Below are 21790 nucleotides of genomic sequence, written 5' to 3' on the forward strand. Positions count from 1 at the left end.
CAAATGTCAAAGCTATGGGGCGGACGTTTCACTAAATCAACCAACGAACTAGTAGAAGAATTCACAGCATCCATCGAGTTTGATCAGCAGTTTGCAATGGAGGATATTGAAGGAAGCATTGCCCACGTTACGATGCTTGCTGAGTGTGAAATAATCACCCATGATGAAGCAAGTCAGCTGGTTAGAGGACTCAAAATCATTGAAGAGAAAATCAATAATGGCCTAGCCGATTACACGGTTGGGAATGAAGACATCCATATGAACATTGAGCAAATGCTAATTGATGAAATTGGAGCTGTTGGTGGTAAGCTTCACACTGGAAGAAGCCGTAATGATCAAATTGCAACAGATATCCATCTATACGTTAACAACAAAACAAAGGAAATTATCAAGCTTGTTGAGTCTGTCCAATCAGCTTTTATAAAGCAAGCAAAATCAAATATAAATGTAATCATGCCAGGATATACACATTTGCAACGGGCACAGCCTGTATTATTTTCACACCATCTGCTTGCATACTTCTGGATGCTGGAAAGGGATAAACAACGCCTGATAGATAGTTTACAGCGGGTAAACTGGTCACCATTAGGTGCTGGCGCATTAGCTGGAACGACATTTCCGATTAACCGCGAACGAACTGCAGAATTACTTGGGTTTGACATGGTTTATCCGAACAGCCTGGACGCTGTTAGTGATCGCGATTTTGTCTTGGAATTCTTATCGATTGCATCAATCATGATGACGCATATTTCCCGGCTATCTGAAGAGCTTGTCATTTGGTCCAGTCAGGAGTTTAATTTCATCGAATTGGATGATTCTTTCTGTACCGGATCAAGTATTATGCCACAAAAGAAAAATCCTGATGTGCCAGAACTGTTGCGCGGAAAAACCGGACGTGTCCATGGGAATTTGTTCGGGTTATTGACAGTATTGAAGGGGCTCCCGCTTGCCTACAATAAGGATATGCAGGAGGATAAAGAAGGACTTCTTGATACGGTGAAGGCAATAGATGGTTCGTTACGATTACTTGCACCAATGATTGAAACGATGCAAGTGAAACAAGACAACATGTACAACGCCGTTGACCAGGACTATTCCAATGCGACTGATATCGCGGACTACCTGGTCACAAAGGGCTTGCCATTTCGACAGGCTCACGAAATAATAGGAAAAATTGTGCTTTATGCAATTGAGCAGAAGAAATATTTACGTGCGTTGACACTAGAAGAATACCAATCCTTTAGTAATCTATTTGAGGAAGATATTTATGTTGTACTCGAGCCAAAGCATGTCGTAGATGCCAGAAACAGTACAGGTGGCACCGCAGAAAGCCAGGTTCGTAAACAGCTTGAGCAGGCTGAGGCAGTGCTTTCTGGAAATAGCACTTCGTAAAACCGCATATATTCAACTACTAAGCCTTCTAATGTTAATTTTAGGAGGCTCCATTTTTGCTCTAAATGCAGGACATGTTCAATTAGGAATACGATTTTAACGAACGAATAAATAAATCCCAAAATTTATCCTGGTTCAATGTTCTAGCAAAATTCGCATTCGGCTCCCTGTCTGTCATTCCGTTTGTGTACACACAGGTCATCCCGTAGGTGAATTCTCCTTTTGTCTCAATGTCTATACGAACCCGTTCCATTTCAAACATTGTGGGATCGATTAAATAAGCAACAGGACAAGGATCATGCACAGCCGCTCCAGTAAATCCAAGTTTACCCTGATATATTTGCGAATAGAAATTCATCATTTGCATAACAGCTTTTGCAACTGGATTGTTGATAGCAGACATTTCCATCATTCTATCTGAAGTTGCCAATGCCTGGTGCGTAACGTCAAGACCAAACATCTCAATTGGCACGCCACTTTCTAAAACAATTTTAGCTGCCTCAGCATCAACATATATATTGAATTCTGCTGCAGGTGTTCTATTGCCATATGTTCCACCACCCATTAATACGATTTCCTTTATTTTCGGAATGATTTTAGGTTCCTTTCTGATTGCCAGCGCTATGTTAGTCAAGGGTCCGGTTGGTACGATTGTAATATCACCATCCGAATCTATAATTTTTTCAATAATTAAGTCCACAGCATGCTGCTTAACTATTTGTTTAAAAGGCTCAACAGGAAGCGTCGTACCATCCAGTCCGCTCTGGCCATGAACATGTGCAGCAGCTTTCATTTTACGGATCAATGGCTGTGCTGCCCCCTTTGCAACAGGAACATCATTTAATCCCAGAAGATCGCATATCCTTAAAGCATTATTTGTATTCTTTTCCACATCAACATTACCTGCTACGGTCGTGATTGCCTCAAGCTTCAAGTTGTTAAGTTTCGACGCAGCAAGCATCATGGCCATCGCATCATCATGCCCTGGGTCACAATCTAAGATAATTCTCCTATTCATATGTAATTCCTCCTGCATTTTAATCACTTACATTAATCTCCCAAGACTGCACCTCAAGTCCTGGAATTCACATTGCAATATCGTTAGCTCCGTAAAAACTTTTTTTAACTTCAACTCGTTTTTCAAATGGATACATCACTCGCCTGACTATTCAGGATGTGCAGTAATATACCAATGGCACAATTATTTAACCTTCCCATCACTTGCCAACTCTTGAGGCGCTATAAATTCAGTATCTTCCAATTCTTTTTCCTTTGATGTTGAGAACTGAAACGATTGACTGGTTTCACCCTCCAATTCCGCTATCGCCACCGGATACGTAAGTGTTTGTATATTTACACTTCCCTTTTCAGGTTCTGTCACTTCATAGCTAACAGTGTTAACACTATCCGATTGCGAAGAATTGGTTTTCATCTTCTTTATTTGTTCAATTTCTACATTATAGCCGCCGGTTGGCTTTTGGCCAAGCAGGATAATTGCATATGTCATCCCATCGACATTTAACACCTTTTCCACTTCTTTTGATCTGTTTTTCTGAATCCATTGTTGAACCCTATCCGGGGTATTTTCAACTTTGATTGTTTTAAAAGAAAGATTAGTGGACTCCTTTTCTCCTCCCATTGATTCATCCTCCATTGTCCCTGACCCACAGCCAGATAATAATAAAATTGATATAATCATTAATACCAGATAACGTATACTATTCCGCTCCATTTATCATGATACTCCTTTCGGTAATACCACTAATTCCTAATTCTTATATTTCCCTACATTTTTCTTTTTTAAAAGATTTTTGGTTTTTCCAAGCAATGCATCTTAGAAGTAGCTGCTTTAAACTACACTTCGCGGGGTATATTCGCTAGTAGACTTGTACCCCAAAGCCTAATGAGGTCTAAGAAAGCAGAAATCTTACCTACTATAAACAGCGAAGTTGCCGCATTCCTAATTGGAAACTGCGGCAACTACATTATACATTACTTACTAATTCAATTACGCAACAACTGTCTGAATTATTTAATCTTACCCCTTTGCTCAATTACTAGATTGTGGAACAGCTTTAACTTGTAATTCAGTTTCGGTAACTACACCGGCTTCAATGTCCAGTGGTTTTGCAGCACCTTCACCGGTTTCACCATCTATCTGGGCGACATAATGGCCGTCCGGCAAATCTGTTAGCCCAAAGAAACCATTTCCATCCGTTTCGAATTGATATGTTTTTCCTTCTGACCCGCGCAGCACTACTTTTCCATTATCAACAGGGTCGCCATCCTGATCGATAAGATAGCCCATCAAATGTCCTTTAGTTGGGTTTGTTTTCCATGGCATGTCTGGTATTGCTGCTGGTTCAGAGAATACAGGTTCTCCGTATTCACTTTCCGCTGACAACGCCTTGAAGAACGTGTCATTTTCGATTCCGCTGTTATTGGTAGAAGCATAGCTGTATAGTGAAACGCCTGCTAGCCGGTTCCCTTCAGCAGAGGGTTGTAACGCACGATTAATCTGTGCCAGCGTTCCTTCGATTGTATTAATGAAACTTCCGGGTCCAGCAGCTACTTGCCGATCGTACTGATGATCTTTCTCCCATTCAATCCACAAATCATACCACGCTTTTTGAAGCGGAACATGTTCCCTATCATAATTCATTGGAATAGCTAAATCGACAATACCTTCTTCTAGCCACCCATTCCAATCCTGCAGAACAGTATTATATGGCGCAGATTGTTTATACTCCTCCATTGTTTCTGGTCCCTTTCCCCAGGCTATGACAGCTGCTGATACTTTAACACTGGGATCTTCGGCAATGGACCTCAAATAGACTTGGCGTACTAAGTTGTTTACCTGTTGACGCCGCCAATCTTTCCATTGAGGGTTCTCCGGTTCAGGAATATCTTCTTGCCCAGTTTGAGTTAAATAACGATCTACACTTGTTGGATTATAGCCCCACGTTGGATCTGTGAATCGTACAAGGTCCAAATGGACACCATCCACATCATACTCCTTTACGACATTGACATATTGATCTGCTGTATAATCTGCCGCATCAGGATGACCCGGATCGAGAATATAATCTGCTCCAGAACGATTATCCCCCGAAATACTTTCTGTCAGCCAGTAATCCTCACCACTAGCAGAAGGACCATGCTGGTTAAATGCATGTTCTTCAGATTCTGGTGGATATAAAGAATTCCAAATCGGTAAGGTTGTTAGCCATGCATGAACTTCTATATCTGCTTGGTGAGCTTTTTCGATAAGGTATTCAAGTGCGTCAAAACCAGATTCTAACGCAGGATCTTGTGACCTCGGTTCTAGTGATTTATTAAAATAAGAATCTCCCCTCCGTCTTACTTGTACAACCACCGCATTCGCATTTGCCTCTTGGACATCCTGAACAAGCTTGTCCACCTGTTCAGGCGTTTTAATCCCATCATGAAAAGCATCTACCCATATGGCTCGAAATTCTTCCGGCTGTTCTTCAGCCTGTCCTACTGCAGGCACTAAGGAGATGACCATTAATATGATCATCGGTAACACTAACCGTTTTCTCACATCTACCTCTCCTCATTTTCAAATTTATTCCATTATACTAAAATTTCTGTAAATTTAAATGAGAAGAAAGATAGATTTATAGAAACGAAAACCATTTGGTACAGTAGTTTTTAACTAGTACAATACCCATATATGCATTAAACTATCAGAATTCATTCCAACTAATAGAACTATGAGACAACCTCTTTAAAAAGCCCCCTATAAGCTTCTTAAGCTATAAAGGGGGCTATATTGTCTGTTCTACTATTACAATCGAATGTCACGTGAAAAAAGTGGCATCACCAATATTTTTTATTTTTTTAGAAAACATGCCACTTTTCTACTCTGGGATTCGATTATAAGTAAAAGAGGGATGTTTATACATTTTTTAGTGCTTCTGCAATAGAGGTATCACCTGACATAAGATCAAATGACCGTTTATAGGTGTTTTCTTCTGTCAAGGATTCCATGACGGCACGTGCTACGTCTTCGCGCGGAATGGATCCTCTTTCCAAGTTCTCGGAAGCAGCAATTTTTCCTGTGCCGGGCTCATTTAATAACCCGCCAGGTCGAACAATCGTATAATTCAGGTTGCTTTCTTCAAGCATTTTGTCAGCGTAATGCTTAGCAACATAGTATGGTTTAATCTTTTCATTCCATTTTTCCCGGTTATTTGCTTGGAAGGCACTTACCATTACATAACGTTCAACTCCTGCTTTTTCTGCAGCTTCGAACGTTTTAACTGCACCATCAAGATCGATCAATAATGTTTTATCATAGCCTGTACTTCCGCCAGATCCAGCAGCAAAAATCACGGCATCGCACCCTCTTGCTGCCTTAACAATTGTATCGGCTCCACCTTCAAGGTTAGCCAGAACTGCGTCAATGCCTTTTTTCTTCAGTTCTTCTGCTTGCTCTTCTTTTCGAACCATTGCTCTTACTGTATGTTCATTACTCTTGTCCAATAAGTCGACAAGGTGCTTACCAATTTGTCCATTTGCACCTATTAATAAAACATTCATGACGTACATCTCCTTCAATTTGGATTTGCCTCACCCTATTATTATTCCAAAATGATGGTTTCATGACAACTTTGCTGTTTGAGTTCAATGGATAATCTGAATTTCAAGTGTTAAAATGAAGCAATAACATTTCTGTTAGGAAAGATTGATGCGGATGAAAGGTTTACACTTAAAACATCACTGGGTTGGCAGACTTCTTGCTTCTGACCCCGGACACATAAGATTCCAAAAAGCTGGAAAGGCAACAGTTAGTTTAATTTGTGCGGTTATAACTACACTGCTTATTTTGCGAGTAATGGAAAATGATCTTCTTACGCCAGCCATCGTTTCCGGAATGGTTGGCTTAATGGGTATCATGATGGTAATGGATGAAACTAAGAGTCAAAAGAAAGTGACTACGCTGCTGCTGGGAGTTTCAGGAGCAGCTGGAATAACGATTGGTTCTCTATTAGCAGGAAGCGCCTATTATATTAGTTCGCTGATGATTCTTGTTATTTTTAGCAGTCTTTACTTTTCACGATTCGGCGTAAGGTATTTTTCAATTTGTATGATTGGCTTTATGACCATATATATTTCTTCTGTATTAAAGCTTTCCCAGGATCAATTGCCATGGTTTTATATGGGAGTGCTAATAGGTGTACTGTTCGCATTCTTATTTAATTTTGTTCTATTTCAGGATTCTTCGCAAACTTTAAAACGAAGTATGCGTTCTTTTCATATCCAAAGCAATCTTACATTTAACATGCTAATAAAGGCGTTACAGATTAAAGACATTGATCCTAAACGCAAGGAGCGTATAGAAAAGAACATTCAGAAGCTTCGCCTTTATGCGAACGGTAGCTGCAAATCTTAATGCAGAAGATATTAATAAAATTTGGCCTGGTCTTGAGCCTTCACAATTAAGGCTGTACGTTTTCGATACCGGCATGCTTGTTGAGACATTAGGCGGATCCATTTATAACTTAAAAAAAGCCAATGCCCTAGAATCAGATGAATTAAGACGCATTCTTAAGTGGGTAATGGAGTCGTTACGTGATGCAGAGGTGCTCTCGCAAAACTATAACGAAAAGAATATGCAAGACGCAGAACTGGCTGTTCAGGCGCTCCGGAATGTAATAAGAGATCTCCTCGATCGTACAGAAAATCCAAAAGGATGGTTGTACCTCATCCGGCGAATTGAGTCAATCGCCAATCATGTTGTTGAAGCAGGTATCACTATGCAGCATTCATTAAATAAAGGCGAACTTGTGCAGCAAGAAGAACAAGAGGAAGAAGACAGTGATGATAGCGAGGACGATTCCGATGAAAATAAGGAGTTGAAACCATCAACTAAAAAAGCATATCAGGCTTTAATAGCAGGTGGTATTTCCATTATCGTTGGCCATATTATTTCCCCAACACAGCCCTACTGGGTGCTTTTAACAGCGTTTGTTTGTCTGCTTGGCACTGAGTCAATTGGCAGGATTTATATGAAAGGATTTCAACGTTCATTCGGTACAGTTATCGGTGCAGTGATTGGCTTTATGCTGGCAAAGATGCTTGCAGGACAATCAATGATTGAACTGGTCTTATTATTTCTGGTGATATTTCTAGCCTTCTATTTATTAACTGTTTCCTATACTTTAATGAGCGTGTTTATTACGATGCTCATCGCCTTTATGTACGATATTCTGCTCGGTGGAATTAGTTTTTCGTTAATTGGGGCCCGAGTCATTGACACAATTGCAGGTGCAATTATCGCGCTAGGTGTTTCAACTGTTATTTTTCCTAAAAAAACAAAAGATAAAGTTGCAGATGTAACTGATGAATATTTAGCCGAGCTAAAGCCATTTGTAATCAACTATGTACGAAGGTTTCGCGAGGATGTGAGTGTTAAAGAACTTACTAACAGCGCAATTGACATAGACAATAAGCTCCAATTAATCGAGGATGAAGCTCGTCCACTCTCGAAACCAACCGAGTCTAGCAGCACCTCTGATGTCAGTCGCTGGGTAACTATATTTACAGCAATAAATTACTTTGCACGACACCTGGTTGCCTCAACTTATCGTAAGAAATTTGATTATCCAGTGGAATTGGTAGATACATTTAAGCAAGTTGAAGAAAAACTGGAGCATAACATGGATACTTTAAGCAAGCTAATTAAAGGAGCAGACCGTACTGGAGTTATTTATCAGCTTGATCGAGAACGCGAACAAATTGAACAGCTTGCTCCAAGCATAAGTCAATCCCATCAGGATCTTATCCATCACCTATTCTATGTATGGCGAATCAACCAGTCCATCGTGGCGCTGGCTATGGACTTAGGTGCAGAGGAGAAGTAAACATAGAAAATTCAAAACCCCTTTATGCAGCGGTGTACATAAAGGGGTTTCCATATTGCTCATGACTATGTTTACAGCCTTATTTCGCACTTGGCTCACTTTCAAAACCAATCTTCTTATGAGTTCCATCGCAAAATGGTTTGTTGGATGACTGCCCACAGCGACACAGGGAAAATGCCTTTTTCGTTTCAAACACATTTCCGTCAGCATCAACCATTTCTACATCTCCTGTCACAAGCAGTGGTCCATTATTGTTTACTTTAATTTTTCCTTTATCACTCATAAAAATCCTCCCTTACATTCTATCTCTACTTATAACTATTCGGTACATTTGCTTGAAAATCCTTCTTTATAATAGATGAAATTATTACTCTGGCATTCGCTATTACACTAATTCAGTCTTTCCGGCAATTATTCAGTCTTTATCAAGTCACTTGTACCATTATTCAGTTTTCATCCAAGCTTATTCAGTTTTCGTATGGGGTTATTCAGTATTCAACGAGGTCTTTTCAGTTTCCAGCGTTTTTTAACCACATCAAAAAATGAATCCCCGATATATTATCGAGGATAGTTGTGCTATTTATTTCTTGTGGTGACCCCAGAATAATTTCCCATTTCTCTCTTCAAACGGGAATAACCCTAGCTGCTTTGCCTTCTCAGCATGCTCTTGCATAATTTCATCCATTATTTCCTGGGTATCTTTATCTTTCGTTTTTATTCCTAATGCCTCTGCTGTCTGGAAAACTTTCTTGTTATAAATTTCTTTATTCAAATCACGTGGATCCTTGCCTTCTGTCTCAATTCCCAACTCTTCGGCCTTACGTTTGACAGATGCTTCAAAGACTTCCTTTTTAAGTTTCTTTGCATTTTTACCCTCAGTTGAAATACCTAACTCTTCAGCTTTTTGTTTCAGCATCGCTTCATAGACTTCTTCTGCCAGCTCTTTTGGCTCTTTTCCCTCTGTTTCTATCCCAAGTTCAGCTGCCTTTTGCTTCACCTTTGCATGATGTACTTCCTTGGACAGTTCCTTCATGTCTTTTCCTTCTGTATTTATTCCCAATTCATTGGCAGCTTGTTTCATTTTAGCTTCCATTACTTCTTTTTCCAGTTGATCAATTTCCTTGCCTTTTGTTTCTATTCCGAGTTCTTTAGCCTCTAACGTTATAAATATATCTTTATTCGAATTCTCTTTATCACGTTTTTGACTATGGATATCCTCAGCAATTCCCTTGTAAAATGGTAAACCTGAAGGCGCACTCATGGAGAAGCCCATTGACAGCACCAATGCTATTAAAAAACCTTTCAACATCTAGTATTCATCCTTCCTGTTGTTAATTTCAATTTTAGTATTTCCAGAAATAGAGAATACATGAAGATTTTATTGTTTTGTTAATGAATCCGCAACCGAAATAAGATTAGGGTAAAACAAGTCAGCATCACGAGACTCATCTTTTCTATCTCCAATGAGAATTGTCTGCGTGCCTGCTTCCCTTCCCGCTTCTATATCAGGCGCTCGATCACCAACCATATAGCTATTGGATAAATCAATTTTATGTTTTTCGGCCAAATCCAAAATCATTTGCGGCTTTGGTTTACGGCAGGCACAGTTTGCATGTGGTTTATGTGGACAATATGCAATGTCGTCAACATGTGCACCAAATTCCGCTAAGTCGCTTTCCATCTTTTTATGTACGTCATCTAAAGCAGATTCCTGCATATAACCAAGACCAATCCCACCTTGATTTGTCACGACAAAAACCTTAAATCCTTCGTCATTAAAACGCTTAATTGCTTCTCCAACCCCATCCAGCAAGTAAAAATCCTTTGGCTTGTTTACAAATTTCACACGGTGACTAAGCACTTCATTTATCACGCCATCCCGATCAAGAAACATTCCAATGTGCATGATCTCACCTGCCTTCTTGTAAGGCATCATATTCTGACTTCAACAATGAAAAGATGACTGTATCGTGAAATCTCTTCCCGTCAAAATCCGTTTGTCTCATGGTGCCCTCTTCTTTAAAACCGTATTTTTTTAAAAGCTTTTCTGATCCTTCATTCTCGGCAAAAATGTCACCTACTATCCGATTCAATTCAAGCGTATCAAAGGCATAATGGATAATTTGTTCCAAAACCTCCGTCACGACACCTTTTTTTTGATATTCTTCACGAATGATGACACCTAATTCGGCCTTTCTATGCCACATACTCAATTTATGTAAACTGAATTTACCGATGACCTCACCATTGTCCTTATCCTCAATCACCCATGGCAGTTCTTTTCGTTTAGCAAAGTTCTCCAGCTGCATTTGGATTTCTTGCCACATATCAGTTTCTGACTTTACTGGGTCAGGTGTAATAAATTTCATCGTGTTCTTGTCACGCATAAACCCGAATAATTCACTTGCATCATCTTCCCTTAACCCTCTTAGTCGATAGTTTTCCGTTTCCAAAACCGGAACCGTTGTCATTATAGCTTCATGGCTCACTTAATACCCTCCAGTATAACAAAAGCGCAAGCGCCTGTTCAGCGCCGTATGGACTGGACTGACCCGTGTGAGATAAAGGATACACGAAGAGCGTAAGCGATTCGATGTTGACTTATCGTAGACACGGGGAAGGAAGTCCACTAGGCGCTAGGCGCTGGAGCTGGACGTCGCTGATTCGGAAGCCCAGTTATCCACAGCACTTAAATTTTATAATTTCCTATACAGTAAAAAAGCAGTGTGATTCCATACTATCACACTGCTTCATTTTCTATATCAATCTTTCTTTTGATCAATGAACTCGTTCGGCTCATCGCCGCCATGGATACTGTTATTCTTATATTGACTCTTCCGGCCGTTTCGATGTTCGCCATGTTGTTTGTTTTCTTTAAATTGATTATTCTTGTTCGACATTAATAACGCCCCTTTCTAATTACTATGCCTTAGTTTTAGAATTAGGGGCTATCTTTATACATGAGCCTTCATTTCTACTTCAGCCAGCCTTTTTCCTTAACCTTTGATATCGCCTCAATCCGGTTGCTTACTTCAAGCTTATCTAAAATCACGGAAACGTAATTGCGAACAGTTCCATAGGTAAGAAAAAGTTCTTTTGCAATTTCTTTTGTATTTTTTCCGTCAGCAATCAGTTTGACCACCTGCTCTTCACGCTCAGTCAGTGGGTTTTCTTTTTCATATGCCATATCAACAAGCTCTGGAGCATATATACGCCGGCCTTCCATTATTGTACGGATCGAACTCGCTAAATCCTCACTCGGACTGTCTTTTAGCAGATACCCGCTAACTTTAGCTTTTCGGGCACGTTCAAAATAACCTGTTCGGGCAAATGTTGTTAAAACAATAACTTTACAAGACTCATCTTTTAATTCCTCAGCTGCATCAAGTCCGCTTTTTATTGGCATTTCGATGTCCATAATGCAGATATCCGGCTGATGTTCCTTCACAATACTTATAGCTTCTTCTCCATTCTTTGCTTTACCGACAACTTCCATATCTGTCTCCAAATCAAGCAAAGAACCGAGAGCCCCAAGCAGCATCCCCTGATCTTCAGCAATCACAATTCGAATCACAGCATTTCCTCCTGTTCCGTTTGCTTGACGACTTTTGGCACTTGAATCTTCAGTGTTGTTCCATTAGTTGACTCAATATCTAAGCTGCCGTTGATAAATTCCAAGCGCTCTTTCATCCCCTGCAAGCCATTTTCTTTATAGGAATCTTTTTTATTAGAAATTCCAATCCCATCATCTTCCACTTTAATAAGTACTTCATTTGGCGATTGCGTAATCGTAACATTGCAGGAAGTAGCCTGACTATGCTTAACAATGTTAGTCACTGCCTCCTTCAAACACATACTAAGAACATTCTCTACCAGTAAAGGTGTTTTGGTTAACTCGGTATTTCCTTCTAAATGAAAATCTATTTGTGCAGCCTTCAATACTTGTTCGACACGTATTATTTCATCGTTTAATCTTGCACCTTTCATATCCGATACCATTTCTCGAACTTCTTTTAATGCAGTTCGTGCTGTTTGATGAATATCATTAATTTCATTTTTTGCTAAATCAGGTTCCACACTTACCAATTTTCCAGCCAGATCACTTTTCAATCCGATCAAGGAAAGCTTTTGTCCTAATGTATCATGCAGATCACGAGCTATCCGCTGACGTTCCTCCAGGACAACCAACTGAGAAAGCTTTTGGTTCGCATCTTTCAACTGATTTTCCAGCCGCTCCCGCTTATTTCTAAAGTATATGGTAATAGGCAGCAATATTACGCCTATTACACTTATAACTATAAACGGTAACTGTGTACGGAATATTTCGTTTTGGATAAAAAAGCCAGCACTTACGGCAGCTAAAGTGGTTGTAAGGTGAATCACATATAATATAATAAATCTGGTTTTATGCTGAATATTACCAATATAGAATGCCAAAAACAAGGCGAAATAAACATAGCCCAAAAATAGTGTCATTACGATGCTTATCACCATTTCTGTACTCACTGAGAGATAAACTGTCCAACCTTTAGAAAGGAAAGATACCCTGTATGCAGTGAAAAAAAGCAGAATCATGAAAACACCGAAAATAATTTCCCATGTTCCTGAGGTTCGAAAGATAAAATAAAAAGGCAAAATACAAAAAATAATCCATGCATAGATACTAAGCCCTGTATTTTTCGGGATAATATGATACCACTTCTGCATTACAGTTCCTCCTTCTCCACTTCTATTCAGTATATTAGAAATCTTGACTTATCGCTATCAATACAAAAGCATGACCCCTCAATACAATATTGAAGGGTCTCTAACTAAATTTATTATTTTTCCTGAAAGCTGGATCTTCCAGGGGTCATCTGTATCCCTAATTTTCTTTTGCGCAATAACTCTTTAATTTCTTTAAAGCTGACAAAAGTCTTGTTATCTTCATCATATAGTCTGAATCGTATTGACTTCAAACTGGAAGCAAGCGTTATTGTTGTTGCCTGTTGTAATGGCGGAGTTGATTCATGTGCTTTTTCCAAATTATAGTTTGGAACTCTTGGACTTAGATGATGCACGTGATGGAAGCCAATACTTCCTGTCATCCATTCCATTACTTTTGGAAGCTTATAATAAGAACTTCCATCTACCGCAGCTTTAACAAAGTCCCACTCATCTTCGTTTTCAAAATAAGAATCCTCAAATTGATGCTGTACATAAAACAGCCAGATGCCTGACGCGCCTGCAATGAACAGGATTGGAGCCTGAACTATAACAAAAGCCTGCCAGCCGATCGCCCAAATCAATAGTGCATAAATAACCGCAACAGAGCCATTGATTAAGTACGTATTCATACGCTCTTTACGTTTTGCACCTTTGCGATTGAAACGGTTCGACACTAAGAAAAGAAAAATTGGACCTAAGCCAAACATAACTATTGGGTTGCGGTAAAGTCGATAGGCCATTCTGCCCCAAAAGGATGCTTCAACATACTCATCGACAGTCATCACCCATACATCACCAGTACCCCGCTTGTCCAGGTTACTACTTGTCGCATGGTGTATCGCATGATCCCGTTTCCATTTATCAAAAGCAAACAACGTTATAACACCGGTTATTGTACCGACAATCCGATTTGCTTTAGCACTTTTGAAGAATGACCCGTGGGTACAATCATGGAAAATAATAAACGTCCGAATAACAAACCCTGCTGCAACAACCGTCAAAGCTAATGTTAACCATATCGAAACAGCCAAACTTTGATATGCAAGAAACCATGTCAGGAAAAACGGTATTAACGTATTTATAAGCTGCATTATGCTTGCTTTCTTATCTGAACCCGCAAAAGGGGTAACGCTTTTTCGTAATTGTGCTTGTTTTTGTTTACTCATATTGCTTCCTCCTAGGGTAGGATTATCTATATTTATTTGCAATTATTGATATTCTACTCTACATAATAGAGGAAAAATACAAGCTAATATAGTCATAAACGTCAAATATATCGTATGACAAATGTCATGTTTTACTATATTGGATGAAAAAAAATGAATCATTCCATTAAAATACAACGTCTTACACATGAAAAACCATATTAGGGGGGAAATAGAGTGGGCCACTCGAAAGCTTTCCATCCACCGTACAAGGAAGATGATCAGGACATTATACAGATGAATCCGGCTGAAGCAATAGCAGAAATTATGGACTTGTACGGTGATGAAATAAAACGATTGATATACACATATGTGAAAAATAATGCCGATACAGATGATGTCACACAGGAAGTTTTCATGACCATTTACCAAAAGCTGAGCACGTTCCAAGGTAAATCAACACTAAAAAGCTGGGTTTATTCGATCGCAATCAATAAATCAAAGGACCACTTACGTAGCTGGCGATCACGAAATAAGCGTCTAAAAGAAAAACTGTCGCAGTCCGCCCGCTTTTTAGAAAAATCCGATGAAACTCCAGAGGAATACATGATTAGGGAAAACGAATCAAGTGACCTTTTGGATAAGGTTATGAAATTACCGATCAATTACCGCGAAGTCATTATCCTGTATTACTTCAAAGAACTATCAGCAAAAGAAATCAGTTACGCATTGAACATGAAAGAAGTATCCGTAAGAACCCGGTTAAATCGTGGACGAGAGAAATTAAAACAGGTCTTATCACTAGAAAGAGGTGTAAATCATGGATAAAAAGTTAAAAGAATTAAAAGATCAATTTGAAAGTGATATACCAACCTCCTTTACAAATCAAGATAAACAAAGGGTTTTAACTAAAATAAAAAACGGGCAACATAAACAGGGCACCAAATATCTTCTTCCTAAAGCATTAACAGCAGTCGTCTTAACTGCAATACTCTTTGCAGGAGTGACAATCGCCAGCGAACAGCTTGGGTTAACTGGAGGAGATAAACCAAACGAACAAGATTACAGTGATTACAGCGTCCTTCTTGAGGAGAGTACGGAACAATATCTGACATTTATTCCTGCTAAAGTTAAGGTAGGAGATACCTTTGGTCAAATGAAAGTAACCGAGATCCAAAGACAAGACGATCAGACAATTGTTAGTTTTAAGGAATCCAATAAACCATTTATGGTAACTGGAGTACTCTACAATGATGACGGATTCAGTTTTATTCCAGACAAAAAATCTCTGTTAAATATACCGGTTGCAGCCAAAGACATAGGAAAAAACCTAGAATTTCATTTTCAAGATAATAAAAAGGTCGAGAAAATATTTGGAATGGACTTAGAAAATTCAAAGCTTATATCTATAGAAGACCTGTCAGTTAATATTGATCAAATCCATTATATCTTTTCAGAAAATGGTTCACGTATTAAACTTGAAATTAGGAATGCTGTAAGTTCAGAACCAGAACTTGATTACCCAAAGGAAAAATATAATACATCGATTGAACTATCAGATAGACTCTTAAATATTTATAGTAAATATGCGAAAACTTTTGATGACGACTTGTTAAAAGGACTAATGCCAATAGATATTTTTAAACTTTATTATCATTCTAAAAACGAAGGAAATAATAAAGTTCAGTATGCCCTTTATATTAAAGGTGAAAATCAAGGTACACCAGATAAAGAAACCTATTTTAACGATCCATTCTTTGCTATTGATCAAACGATGAAACAAAATGACAAGGAATTTTACCAAAAATTAAAAGAAGTTAGGATTTTTGAGGAAGTTTATTTATCGGAACAACAGGCAATAATCCGTTTTGAACTGGAGGATTCTAACTTTCAAATGGCTGCATTCAGGTTAATTAAAAACACAGAATTGGGCGTATGGAAAGTTGGCTGGATGGCAATGCAATAGAGGATTTATTCAAATTAAATTCTTATAAAGTAGACGGTATTGGTTTAATTCCCCAATACCGTCTTCTATTGATAATTAATAGTAATTTTAGTTAAAAATATTTGAATAAGATTCCGTGTTGTTCTGGTGATTCCGCATATTATTCTGTTGATTCACGGCGCTCTTCTGGCGATTCCGCATGTTATTCTGTTGATTCATGGTGTTCTTCTGGCGATTCCGCATCTTCTTCTGTTGATTCATGGTGCTCTTCTGGCGATTCCGCACGTTCTTCTGTTGATTCACGGTGCTCTTCTGGCGATTCCGCATGCTCTTCTGTTGATTCATGGTGCTCTTCTGGCGATTCCACATGTTCTTCTGTTGATTCCACGTGCCCTTCTGGCGATTCCGCACGTTCTTCTGTTGATTCACGGCGCTCTTCTGGCGATTCCTCATGTTGTTCTGTTGATCACGACACTCTTCTGGCGATTCCGCACGTTCTTCTGTTGATTCACGGGGCCCTTCTGGTGATTCGCATGTTCTTCTGTCGATTCACGATGCTCTTCTGTTGATTCACAAGGCCCTCAAGGAGGTTCCGCATCACCTTCTGTTGATTCACAAGGCCCTCAAGGCGATTCCGCACCACGTTCTCGCGATTCCACCTGATATCCCTACAGCATATCCAACATATAAATAATTAGCGGACCTAACAATACAATAAACATCGCTGGAAAGATGAACAGCATCATTGGAAAAACCATTTTAACCGGCGCTTTCATCGCTTGTTCACGGGCTAATTGGGTTCGCTGCTCCCGGATTCTTTCCGTCAAAGATCGAATAACTTTTGCCATGCCCACTCCCAGCATATCGGCTTGAATTAGCGATGTGATGATGCTTTGGAACTGGTGAACCGGAACACGCTTTCTTAAATCAGCAAACGCTTCCCGTCTGGACTTTCCGAGCTTCATATCGTCTAATGCTTGCATGAACTCTTCTGATAGTGGTCCTTTTGTTTGATTGCAGACCTTTAGAAGGGAAGCATCAAGACCCATACCTGCCTCAATTGAAAGGTTTACCATATCAAAAAAGTCCGGCATTTTTTTCTGAATCTCCATCCGTCGTTTTTTAGTAATCTTACTTATGTGAAAGGACGGATAGTACATACCAAGCAGTGCTACAATTCCTGCTAGCACCATAACAGAGAAAAAACTTGTTTCTGTTTTGCCCAATAATAGAAATAAAACGAAAAACAGGAATGCGCCTATTAAAAACTGCAGAAAACGAAAGTCAATAGGTGACAGCTTAAGCGGATAGCCTGCCTCACGCAGCCGTTGCTCAAGCTCCTTTTTCCTCGTCTTTGATGTTCTTTCGTCGATTACCGTCTTCGCTTTATCTGTATACTTTTTCATGATAACCAAATTTTTACCACGATCACGATGCTTCTTAGCCTTTTTCTCGCGCTTTATTTTAGCTTCATCTATGTCAAAGTAATACTCCGTTCGGCTATTGATGACAATTTGTTTCTGAAAAACCTTCGTTAAAACCGCTCCAATAATTATCATGAAAAAAAGCGCGGAAAACAGGAAAAAATAAAGCGATATCATATTCTACACCTCAATGTGTACGATTTTTTTGATAAAGAACCACCCTAGTGCGATGTTAATACACCCTACGATGACCATTGTCCAGCCCAGTGGATGTGAGAATAACATTTGGAAATATTCCGGATTTACAAGCCTGATATAGAGCGCTAAAACTATCGGTAAAAGAGTGATGATTACCGACGACATTTTCCCTTGTGCTGTTAACGTATTTACTTCATCCTTCACTCTTGATCTATCGATAATCGTCTCCTGCATGGTTTCCAATAAAAATGCCAGGTTACCGCCACTTGACCGCTGAATGAGCAGTGTATTTAATACTATTTCAAGCTCCTTATCAGGAAGCCGCTCCAATAAACTTGCAAATGCATCCTCTACTGAAACACCATAATTTATATCCTGTATCGCTTTTAGAAATTCCGGTCCTAGTGGATCATCGATTTCCTCAGCGACCATCTTCATTGCCTGCATAAAGCTAAATCCAGCCCGGAGTGCATTCGCCATTGTGCCAAGCGCTTCGCCAAGCTGTTTAGAACATGCATTTAACCGCTTTTTTCGCTTCTTCTTCACATACATAATTGGAACGTAAAATCCAACTGCACCACAAACAATAAGCAATAAAAAGTGAAAATTATACATGTATCCAATCATTACTAGGAGAACCCCTACGATTATTCTTCCAATCAATAACTCTCCAAGGGAAAGTTTAACTCCTGACTGTGTAAGCAGCTTTTCATTTTTGGATAGATTAATAAATGCTTCTAAAGATTTTCCAGCTTTTTTAATAAAGGACTTCTTTTCTTTCTGACTAACATCTTTCTCTTTTTTAATATTCTCGAAAAAAACATACTTTCTTAAGCGTTTTTCGTACTTGCCCTTTTCAATAATTACCGAAAGAATGATCTTCGAAAGAATCGTAATAATTACGAATGCAGCTACAATAATATAGATAGGAGTGGTGGACATTACCATTCCTCCCTGAACATTGATTGCAGGTTATATCCCGCTTCTTCAAGTTTCTCCATACAATGTGGACGAATTCCTGTTGATTTAAATTCACCTTCCATTTTTCCGGAAGCTATATTTTTGCGCTCGTTGTAGACGAAAATATCCTGGAGTACGACTGTGTCACCTTCCAGACCTAATACCTCAGTGATTTTAACAACTTTCCGTGAACCGTCCTTCATGCGTTCTTGTTGAACAATAATGTCAAGCGCACTTGCAACTTGTTCACGAATCGCTCTAACCGGTAAGTCAAACCCGGCCATCAACACCATTGTTTCCAATCTTGCCAGCAAGTCCCGTGGAGAATTCGCGTGACCAGTCCCTAAACTCCCGTCATGACCAGTATTCATAGCCTGAAGCATATCAAGCGCCTCTGCACTTCGAACCTCCCCAACAATAATTCGGTCAGGTCGCATTCGCAGGGAGTTTCGTACGAGGTCCCTGATGGTAACTTCACCTTGCCCCTCAACATTCCTAGGACGGGATTCCAGTGAAACAATATGATCCTGGGAAAGCTTTAGCTCGGCTGCATCCTCAATTGTGACAATCCGTTCATGCCTTGGAATAAACGAGGATATCACATTTAATGTACTTGTTTTACCTGACCCTGTACCACCACTAATAAATACATTTAGCTTTGACTCTACAGCCGCTTTTAGAAAATCAGCAATTTCCTGGTTAACGGTACCCATTCGTAATAAGTCATATATCGTAAATGGGGTCTCTGAAAATTTACGGATCGTAATCGTTGGACCATTTAATGCAAGAGGCGGAATAATTGCATTAACACGCGACCCGTCTGGTAATCTTGCATCTACCATAGGAGAGCTTTCATCGATTCTCCTCCCTAGTGGTGCAACAATTTTTTCTATGACACGCAATACATGTAAATCATCACGAAAATGGGTAGTAGTCTTTTCAATTCGTCCATTTATTTCGATATAAACATCGTTTGGCCCATTCACCATAACTTCGGTTACATTCGGGTCAGCGAGCAGTGGTGAAATTGGTCCATAACCTGTTAATTCATGGGTCATGTCTTTAATCATTTGCTTCTTTTCTTCAAATGTTAGTGTTTTACCCTCTTCTTCAAAAAAACGCTCCGTAAGCTGTTCAATCAGTACTTCAATTTCTCCATTCTGGTTTGCGGGCTTTTTCAGTTCATCAACAAGGAAGTTATGAAGGCGGACCTCAATGTCTGATGATTTTTTAATTGAACTTGAAGGTTTTGCCTGACCTTTATTTGCTGCCGGCTGCTCACCACTTAGACGTGTTAATAAGGACATTACACATGCCCCCCTGCCGATACTTCAACCCGCTTAGCCTTTTTCTTCTTTTTAGATGAACGACTCTCTGGATTGTATAAGGCTTCAGCGAGCCGGAATAGTCGCTTGGCTACTTGCGATCTTGGATTTGTATAATTTAAAGGATTCCCCTCATTTATCGCGGTTATCATTGGCTTATCCATTGCAGGAAGTGTTGTATAAACTTTCCTACCAAGCACTTTCTCTACCGTATCCACTGTTATCCCTTTTACTTTCATTTGCCGATTCAATACAACTTTGGCCCTGTCACCTATATGTAATGAACCCAATGTATCAAGCAACATTTTACTATTTTTTAGCGTTGGAAGATCAAGGAATGTCATCACCAAAATATCGTCTGAATTCTCCAGCGCAACAATGACATTCTCATCCATACTGCACGCTGTATCGATGATTACCACATCATAAAGCTTTTTAAGCGAATAAATTGCTTTTCGCACATAGTCACCAGTGATGACCTCGGCAAATTCAGGCCTTGGCGGAGCTGCCATTACCGAAATGCCATTTTTATACTCGGTCATAAAGTTTTCGATTTTTGTTCCATCCTGGTCCTCTTTTACCCAGTCATATATTGTACGCTTAGGCTTCAGGTCCATGTACATCGCAACATCACCGAATTGCAGATCTAAGTCAATTACAGCAACCTTTGCTATCTTCTTGCCATAGGATGCAGCAAGATTAACTGCTACCGTCGTCTTACCAACACCACCCTTAGTACTGGCAACCGTTATTACTTTGGCATTTTTGACTGGCTTTGACTTTAACTGAAAATACGACTTGCTCTCACTGTTTGAAATAGCCAGCTGGATATCCTCTCTTATTTTAGAAAAGGAAGAAGAGAGAAAAATAACATCTGCGGCGCCTGCCCGTAATGCCTTTTTCATATCCAGTTCTTCCTCGGATTGAAAAATTAACAATGGCGTTGCAAGCGGAAACTGCAGGGATACCTTCTCACATAATCGATACACATCATAAGCATTCGTATCTGGTAAAATAACAACACTCTTATCCTCGGATTGTAATTGTTCAAATAGCTTTGTCTCATTAGCAGCCCAGTACAATTTATTTTCAGAATCGTTTATCAATCTGCTCAATCCTGTTGTTAAGTCGTCATTCCCGGCAATAGAATAAATTTTAACCATTATTTAAACACCCCTTCATGTAAGTCATCCTCATGGATATGGGTATCCTTTGGCGCTAACTTGTTATCGCCTTCTTGCCTGAGCATTAAATACAGCTCATACCTTGTGGCGAACCCAAGCGCAAGACCCTGTTTCGGCGATAATTCAACCGTCACCATCTGATAACGTTTCATCGTCTCTTCATCATCTGCTGCATGACCGATTGCCAACACTTTCACATTTTCTAAAAGGAGTGTCGCGGAGTCGTGCTGTGTATCCCTATAATCTTCTGGAACAGTCATAACGCCGACTACATCGACAAATGCTCCAGCCTCAATGAAACCTGCAACCCCTGTCACATCCGTCACTTCCATTGTCATTGCGCGATTTCCTTCTGAAACTGGGATCATCTCATTTCCTGTGAATTCATCCGGTTCTTCGGTCTGGGACTCTTCCCCATCGCCAGAGGCTTTAGCGGTCTTGGCCTCATCTTCTTCGGTTTCTTCATCTTTTTTCTCTTCTTCTGTTGTAGTAGTAGCCGGTTCAACAGTCTGGTTTGTGTTTTCTGTAACTAAAAAGTACATCATGCCTGCAGCAATTAATCCAAACACCATCGCAACTAACCATATCTTCTTGGAATTCATATACCCACCTGCTTAACT

Annotated in this window: 23 protein-coding genes; 5 read left to right on the forward strand and 18 right to left on the reverse strand. The window is 39.6% G+C overall.

The genetic code is table 11. The features are described 5' to 3' along the window. Positions 1-3 precede the first annotated feature (3 nt). Positions 4-1392: an argininosuccinate lyase gene (argH, locus tag J2Z82_RS10655; RefSeq protein ID WP_209480779.1), complete on the forward strand. Its 1389-nt coding sequence runs from the start codon at positions 4-6 to the stop codon at positions 1390-1392. An 82-nt stretch (positions 1393-1474) separates the two neighbouring features. Here argH and J2Z82_RS10660 read toward each other — a convergent pair whose 3' ends face one another. From J2Z82_RS10660 to J2Z82_RS10675, 4 genes are all read right to left on the reverse strand, one after another. Beyond that, complete coding sequence (locus J2Z82_RS10660; RefSeq protein ID WP_209480780.1) at positions 1475-2410, reverse strand: nucleoside hydrolase; 936 nt, start codon at positions 2408-2410, stop codon at positions 1475-1477. Positions 2411-2593: 183 nt separating this feature from the next. Then, positions 2594-3124 (reverse strand): protease complex subunit PrcB family protein, encoded by a 531-nt coding sequence (locus J2Z82_RS10665; RefSeq protein ID WP_209480781.1) that lies wholly within the window; start codon positions 3122-3124, stop codon positions 2594-2596. A gap of 318 nt (positions 3125-3442) precedes the next feature. Next, entirely contained in the window at positions 3443-4957 is a 1515-nt protein-coding gene (locus J2Z82_RS10670; protein ID WP_209480782.1) for a family 10 glycosylhydrolase, read from the reverse strand. Between the two features lie 356 nt (positions 4958-5313). Then, positions 5314-5958 carry an SDR family oxidoreductase gene (locus tag J2Z82_RS10675; protein ID WP_209480783.1) on the reverse strand — a complete coding sequence of 215 codons (645 nt, stop codon included), beginning with the start codon at positions 5956-5958 and terminating at the stop codon, positions 5314-5316. A 154-nt stretch (positions 5959-6112) separates the two neighbouring features. Between J2Z82_RS10675 and J2Z82_RS19390 the strand changes: the two genes are divergently transcribed. Both J2Z82_RS19390 and J2Z82_RS10680 read left to right on the forward strand, forming a co-directional pair. Continuing rightward, on the forward strand, positions 6113-6811 hold the full coding sequence (locus J2Z82_RS19390; RefSeq protein WP_245251441.1) for a hypothetical protein: 699 nt from the start codon (positions 6113-6115) through the stop codon (positions 6809-6811). Continuing rightward, positions 6786-8282 (forward strand): FUSC family protein, encoded by a 1497-nt coding sequence (locus J2Z82_RS10680; protein WP_245251443.1) that lies wholly within the window; start codon positions 6786-6788, stop codon positions 8280-8282. Before J2Z82_RS19390 ends, J2Z82_RS10680 begins: the two co-directional genes overlap by 26 nt. Before the next feature lie 79 nt (positions 8283-8361). Here the strand turns inward: J2Z82_RS10680 and J2Z82_RS10685 are convergent, their stop codons facing one another. The 8 genes from J2Z82_RS10685 to desA form a co-directional block, all read right to left on the reverse strand. Next, the gene (locus J2Z82_RS10685) at positions 8362-8565 is read right to left on the reverse strand and encodes a CDGSH iron-sulfur domain-containing protein (protein WP_092501910.1); all 204 of its coding nucleotides are present in this window, start codon (positions 8563-8565) and stop codon (positions 8362-8364) included. Positions 8566-8862: 297 nt separating this feature from the next. Then, on the reverse strand, positions 8863-9591 hold the full coding sequence (locus J2Z82_RS10690) for a hypothetical protein (RefSeq protein ID WP_209480784.1): 729 nt from the start codon (positions 9589-9591) through the stop codon (positions 8863-8865). A gap of 69 nt (positions 9592-9660) precedes the next feature. Then, positions 9661-10188, reverse strand: coding sequence for a D-glycero-alpha-D-manno-heptose-1,7-bisphosphate 7-phosphatase (locus tag J2Z82_RS10695; protein WP_209480785.1), 528 nt, complete (start codon positions 10186-10188; stop codon positions 9661-9663). 4 nt (positions 10189-10192) lie between these two features. Then, the gene (locus J2Z82_RS10700; RefSeq protein ID WP_342453623.1) at positions 10193-10771 is read right to left on the reverse strand and encodes a GNAT family N-acetyltransferase; all 579 of its coding nucleotides are present in this window, start codon (positions 10769-10771) and stop codon (positions 10193-10195) included. A 273-nt stretch (positions 10772-11044) separates the two neighbouring features. Next, positions 11045-11182 (reverse strand): hypothetical protein, encoded by a 138-nt coding sequence (locus tag J2Z82_RS10705; RefSeq protein ID WP_175476684.1) that lies wholly within the window; start codon positions 11180-11182, stop codon positions 11045-11047. Between the two features lie 74 nt (positions 11183-11256). Continuing rightward, positions 11257-11856: a response regulator gene (locus J2Z82_RS10710; RefSeq protein WP_209480786.1), complete on the reverse strand. Its 600-nt coding sequence runs from the start codon at positions 11854-11856 to the stop codon at positions 11257-11259. Next, a complete protein-coding gene (locus tag J2Z82_RS10715) occupies positions 11853-12989 on the reverse strand; it encodes a sensor histidine kinase (RefSeq protein ID WP_209480787.1) in 1137 nt (378 codons plus the stop codon). Before J2Z82_RS10715 ends, J2Z82_RS10710 begins: the two co-directional genes overlap by 4 nt. A 113-nt stretch (positions 12990-13102) precedes the next feature. Continuing rightward, positions 13103-14155 (reverse strand): Delta(5) desaturase DesA, encoded by a 1053-nt coding sequence (desA, locus tag J2Z82_RS10720; protein ID WP_209480788.1) that lies wholly within the window; start codon positions 14153-14155, stop codon positions 13103-13105. A gap of 216 nt (positions 14156-14371) precedes the next feature. On the opposite strand from desA, the gene J2Z82_RS10725 reads away from it, so the two are divergent. Together J2Z82_RS10725 and J2Z82_RS10730 are read left to right on the forward strand one after the other, a co-directional pair. Beyond that, positions 14372-14962, forward strand: a complete 591-nt coding sequence (locus J2Z82_RS10725; RefSeq protein ID WP_342453624.1) for a sigma-70 family RNA polymerase sigma factor — start codon at positions 14372-14374, stop codon at positions 14960-14962. Further along, on the forward strand, positions 14955-16100 hold the full coding sequence (locus J2Z82_RS10730; RefSeq protein ID WP_209480789.1) for a hypothetical protein: 1146 nt from the start codon (positions 14955-14957) through the stop codon (positions 16098-16100). Before J2Z82_RS10725 ends, J2Z82_RS10730 begins: the two co-directional genes overlap by 8 nt. A gap of 181 nt (positions 16101-16281) precedes the next feature. On the opposite strand, the gene J2Z82_RS10735 is transcribed toward J2Z82_RS10730, so the two are convergent. The 6 genes from J2Z82_RS10735 to cpaB all read right to left on the reverse strand — a co-directional run bounded on the left by J2Z82_RS10735 (position 16282) and on the right by cpaB (position 21772). Further along, positions 16282-16467, reverse strand: a complete 186-nt coding sequence (locus J2Z82_RS10735; protein WP_209480790.1) for a hypothetical protein — start codon at positions 16465-16467, stop codon at positions 16282-16284. A gap of 280 nt (positions 16468-16747) precedes the next feature. Next, positions 16748-17680: a type II secretion system F family protein gene (locus J2Z82_RS10740; RefSeq protein ID WP_209480791.1), complete on the reverse strand. Its 933-nt coding sequence runs from the start codon at positions 17678-17680 to the stop codon at positions 16748-16750. 3 nt (positions 17681-17683) lie between these two features. After that, entirely contained in the window at positions 17684-18643 is a 960-nt protein-coding gene (locus tag J2Z82_RS10745; RefSeq protein WP_209480792.1) for a type II secretion system F family protein, read from the reverse strand. Beyond that, positions 18643-19968, reverse strand: coding sequence for a TadA family conjugal transfer-associated ATPase (locus J2Z82_RS10750; protein WP_209480793.1), 1326 nt, complete (start codon positions 19966-19968; stop codon positions 18643-18645). Before J2Z82_RS10750 ends, J2Z82_RS10745 begins: the two co-directional genes overlap by 1 nt. Continuing rightward, entirely contained in the window at positions 19968-21149 is a 1182-nt protein-coding gene (locus tag J2Z82_RS10755; protein WP_209480794.1) for a CpaE/TadZ family protein, read from the reverse strand. The genes J2Z82_RS10750 and J2Z82_RS10755 overlap by 1 nt, the downstream gene beginning before the upstream one ends. Further along, positions 21149-21772 carry a Flp pilus assembly protein CpaB gene (cpaB, locus tag J2Z82_RS10760; RefSeq protein ID WP_209480795.1) on the reverse strand — a complete coding sequence of 208 codons (624 nt, stop codon included), beginning with the start codon at positions 21770-21772 and terminating at the stop codon, positions 21149-21151. The genes J2Z82_RS10755 and cpaB overlap by 1 nt, the downstream gene beginning before the upstream one ends. Positions 21773-21790: the final 18 nt, after the last annotated feature.

This window comes from Virgibacillus litoralis, from assembly GCF_017873675.1.
Classification (GTDB): Bacteria; Bacillota; Bacilli; order Bacillales; family Amphibacillaceae; genus Lentibacillus; species Lentibacillus litoralis.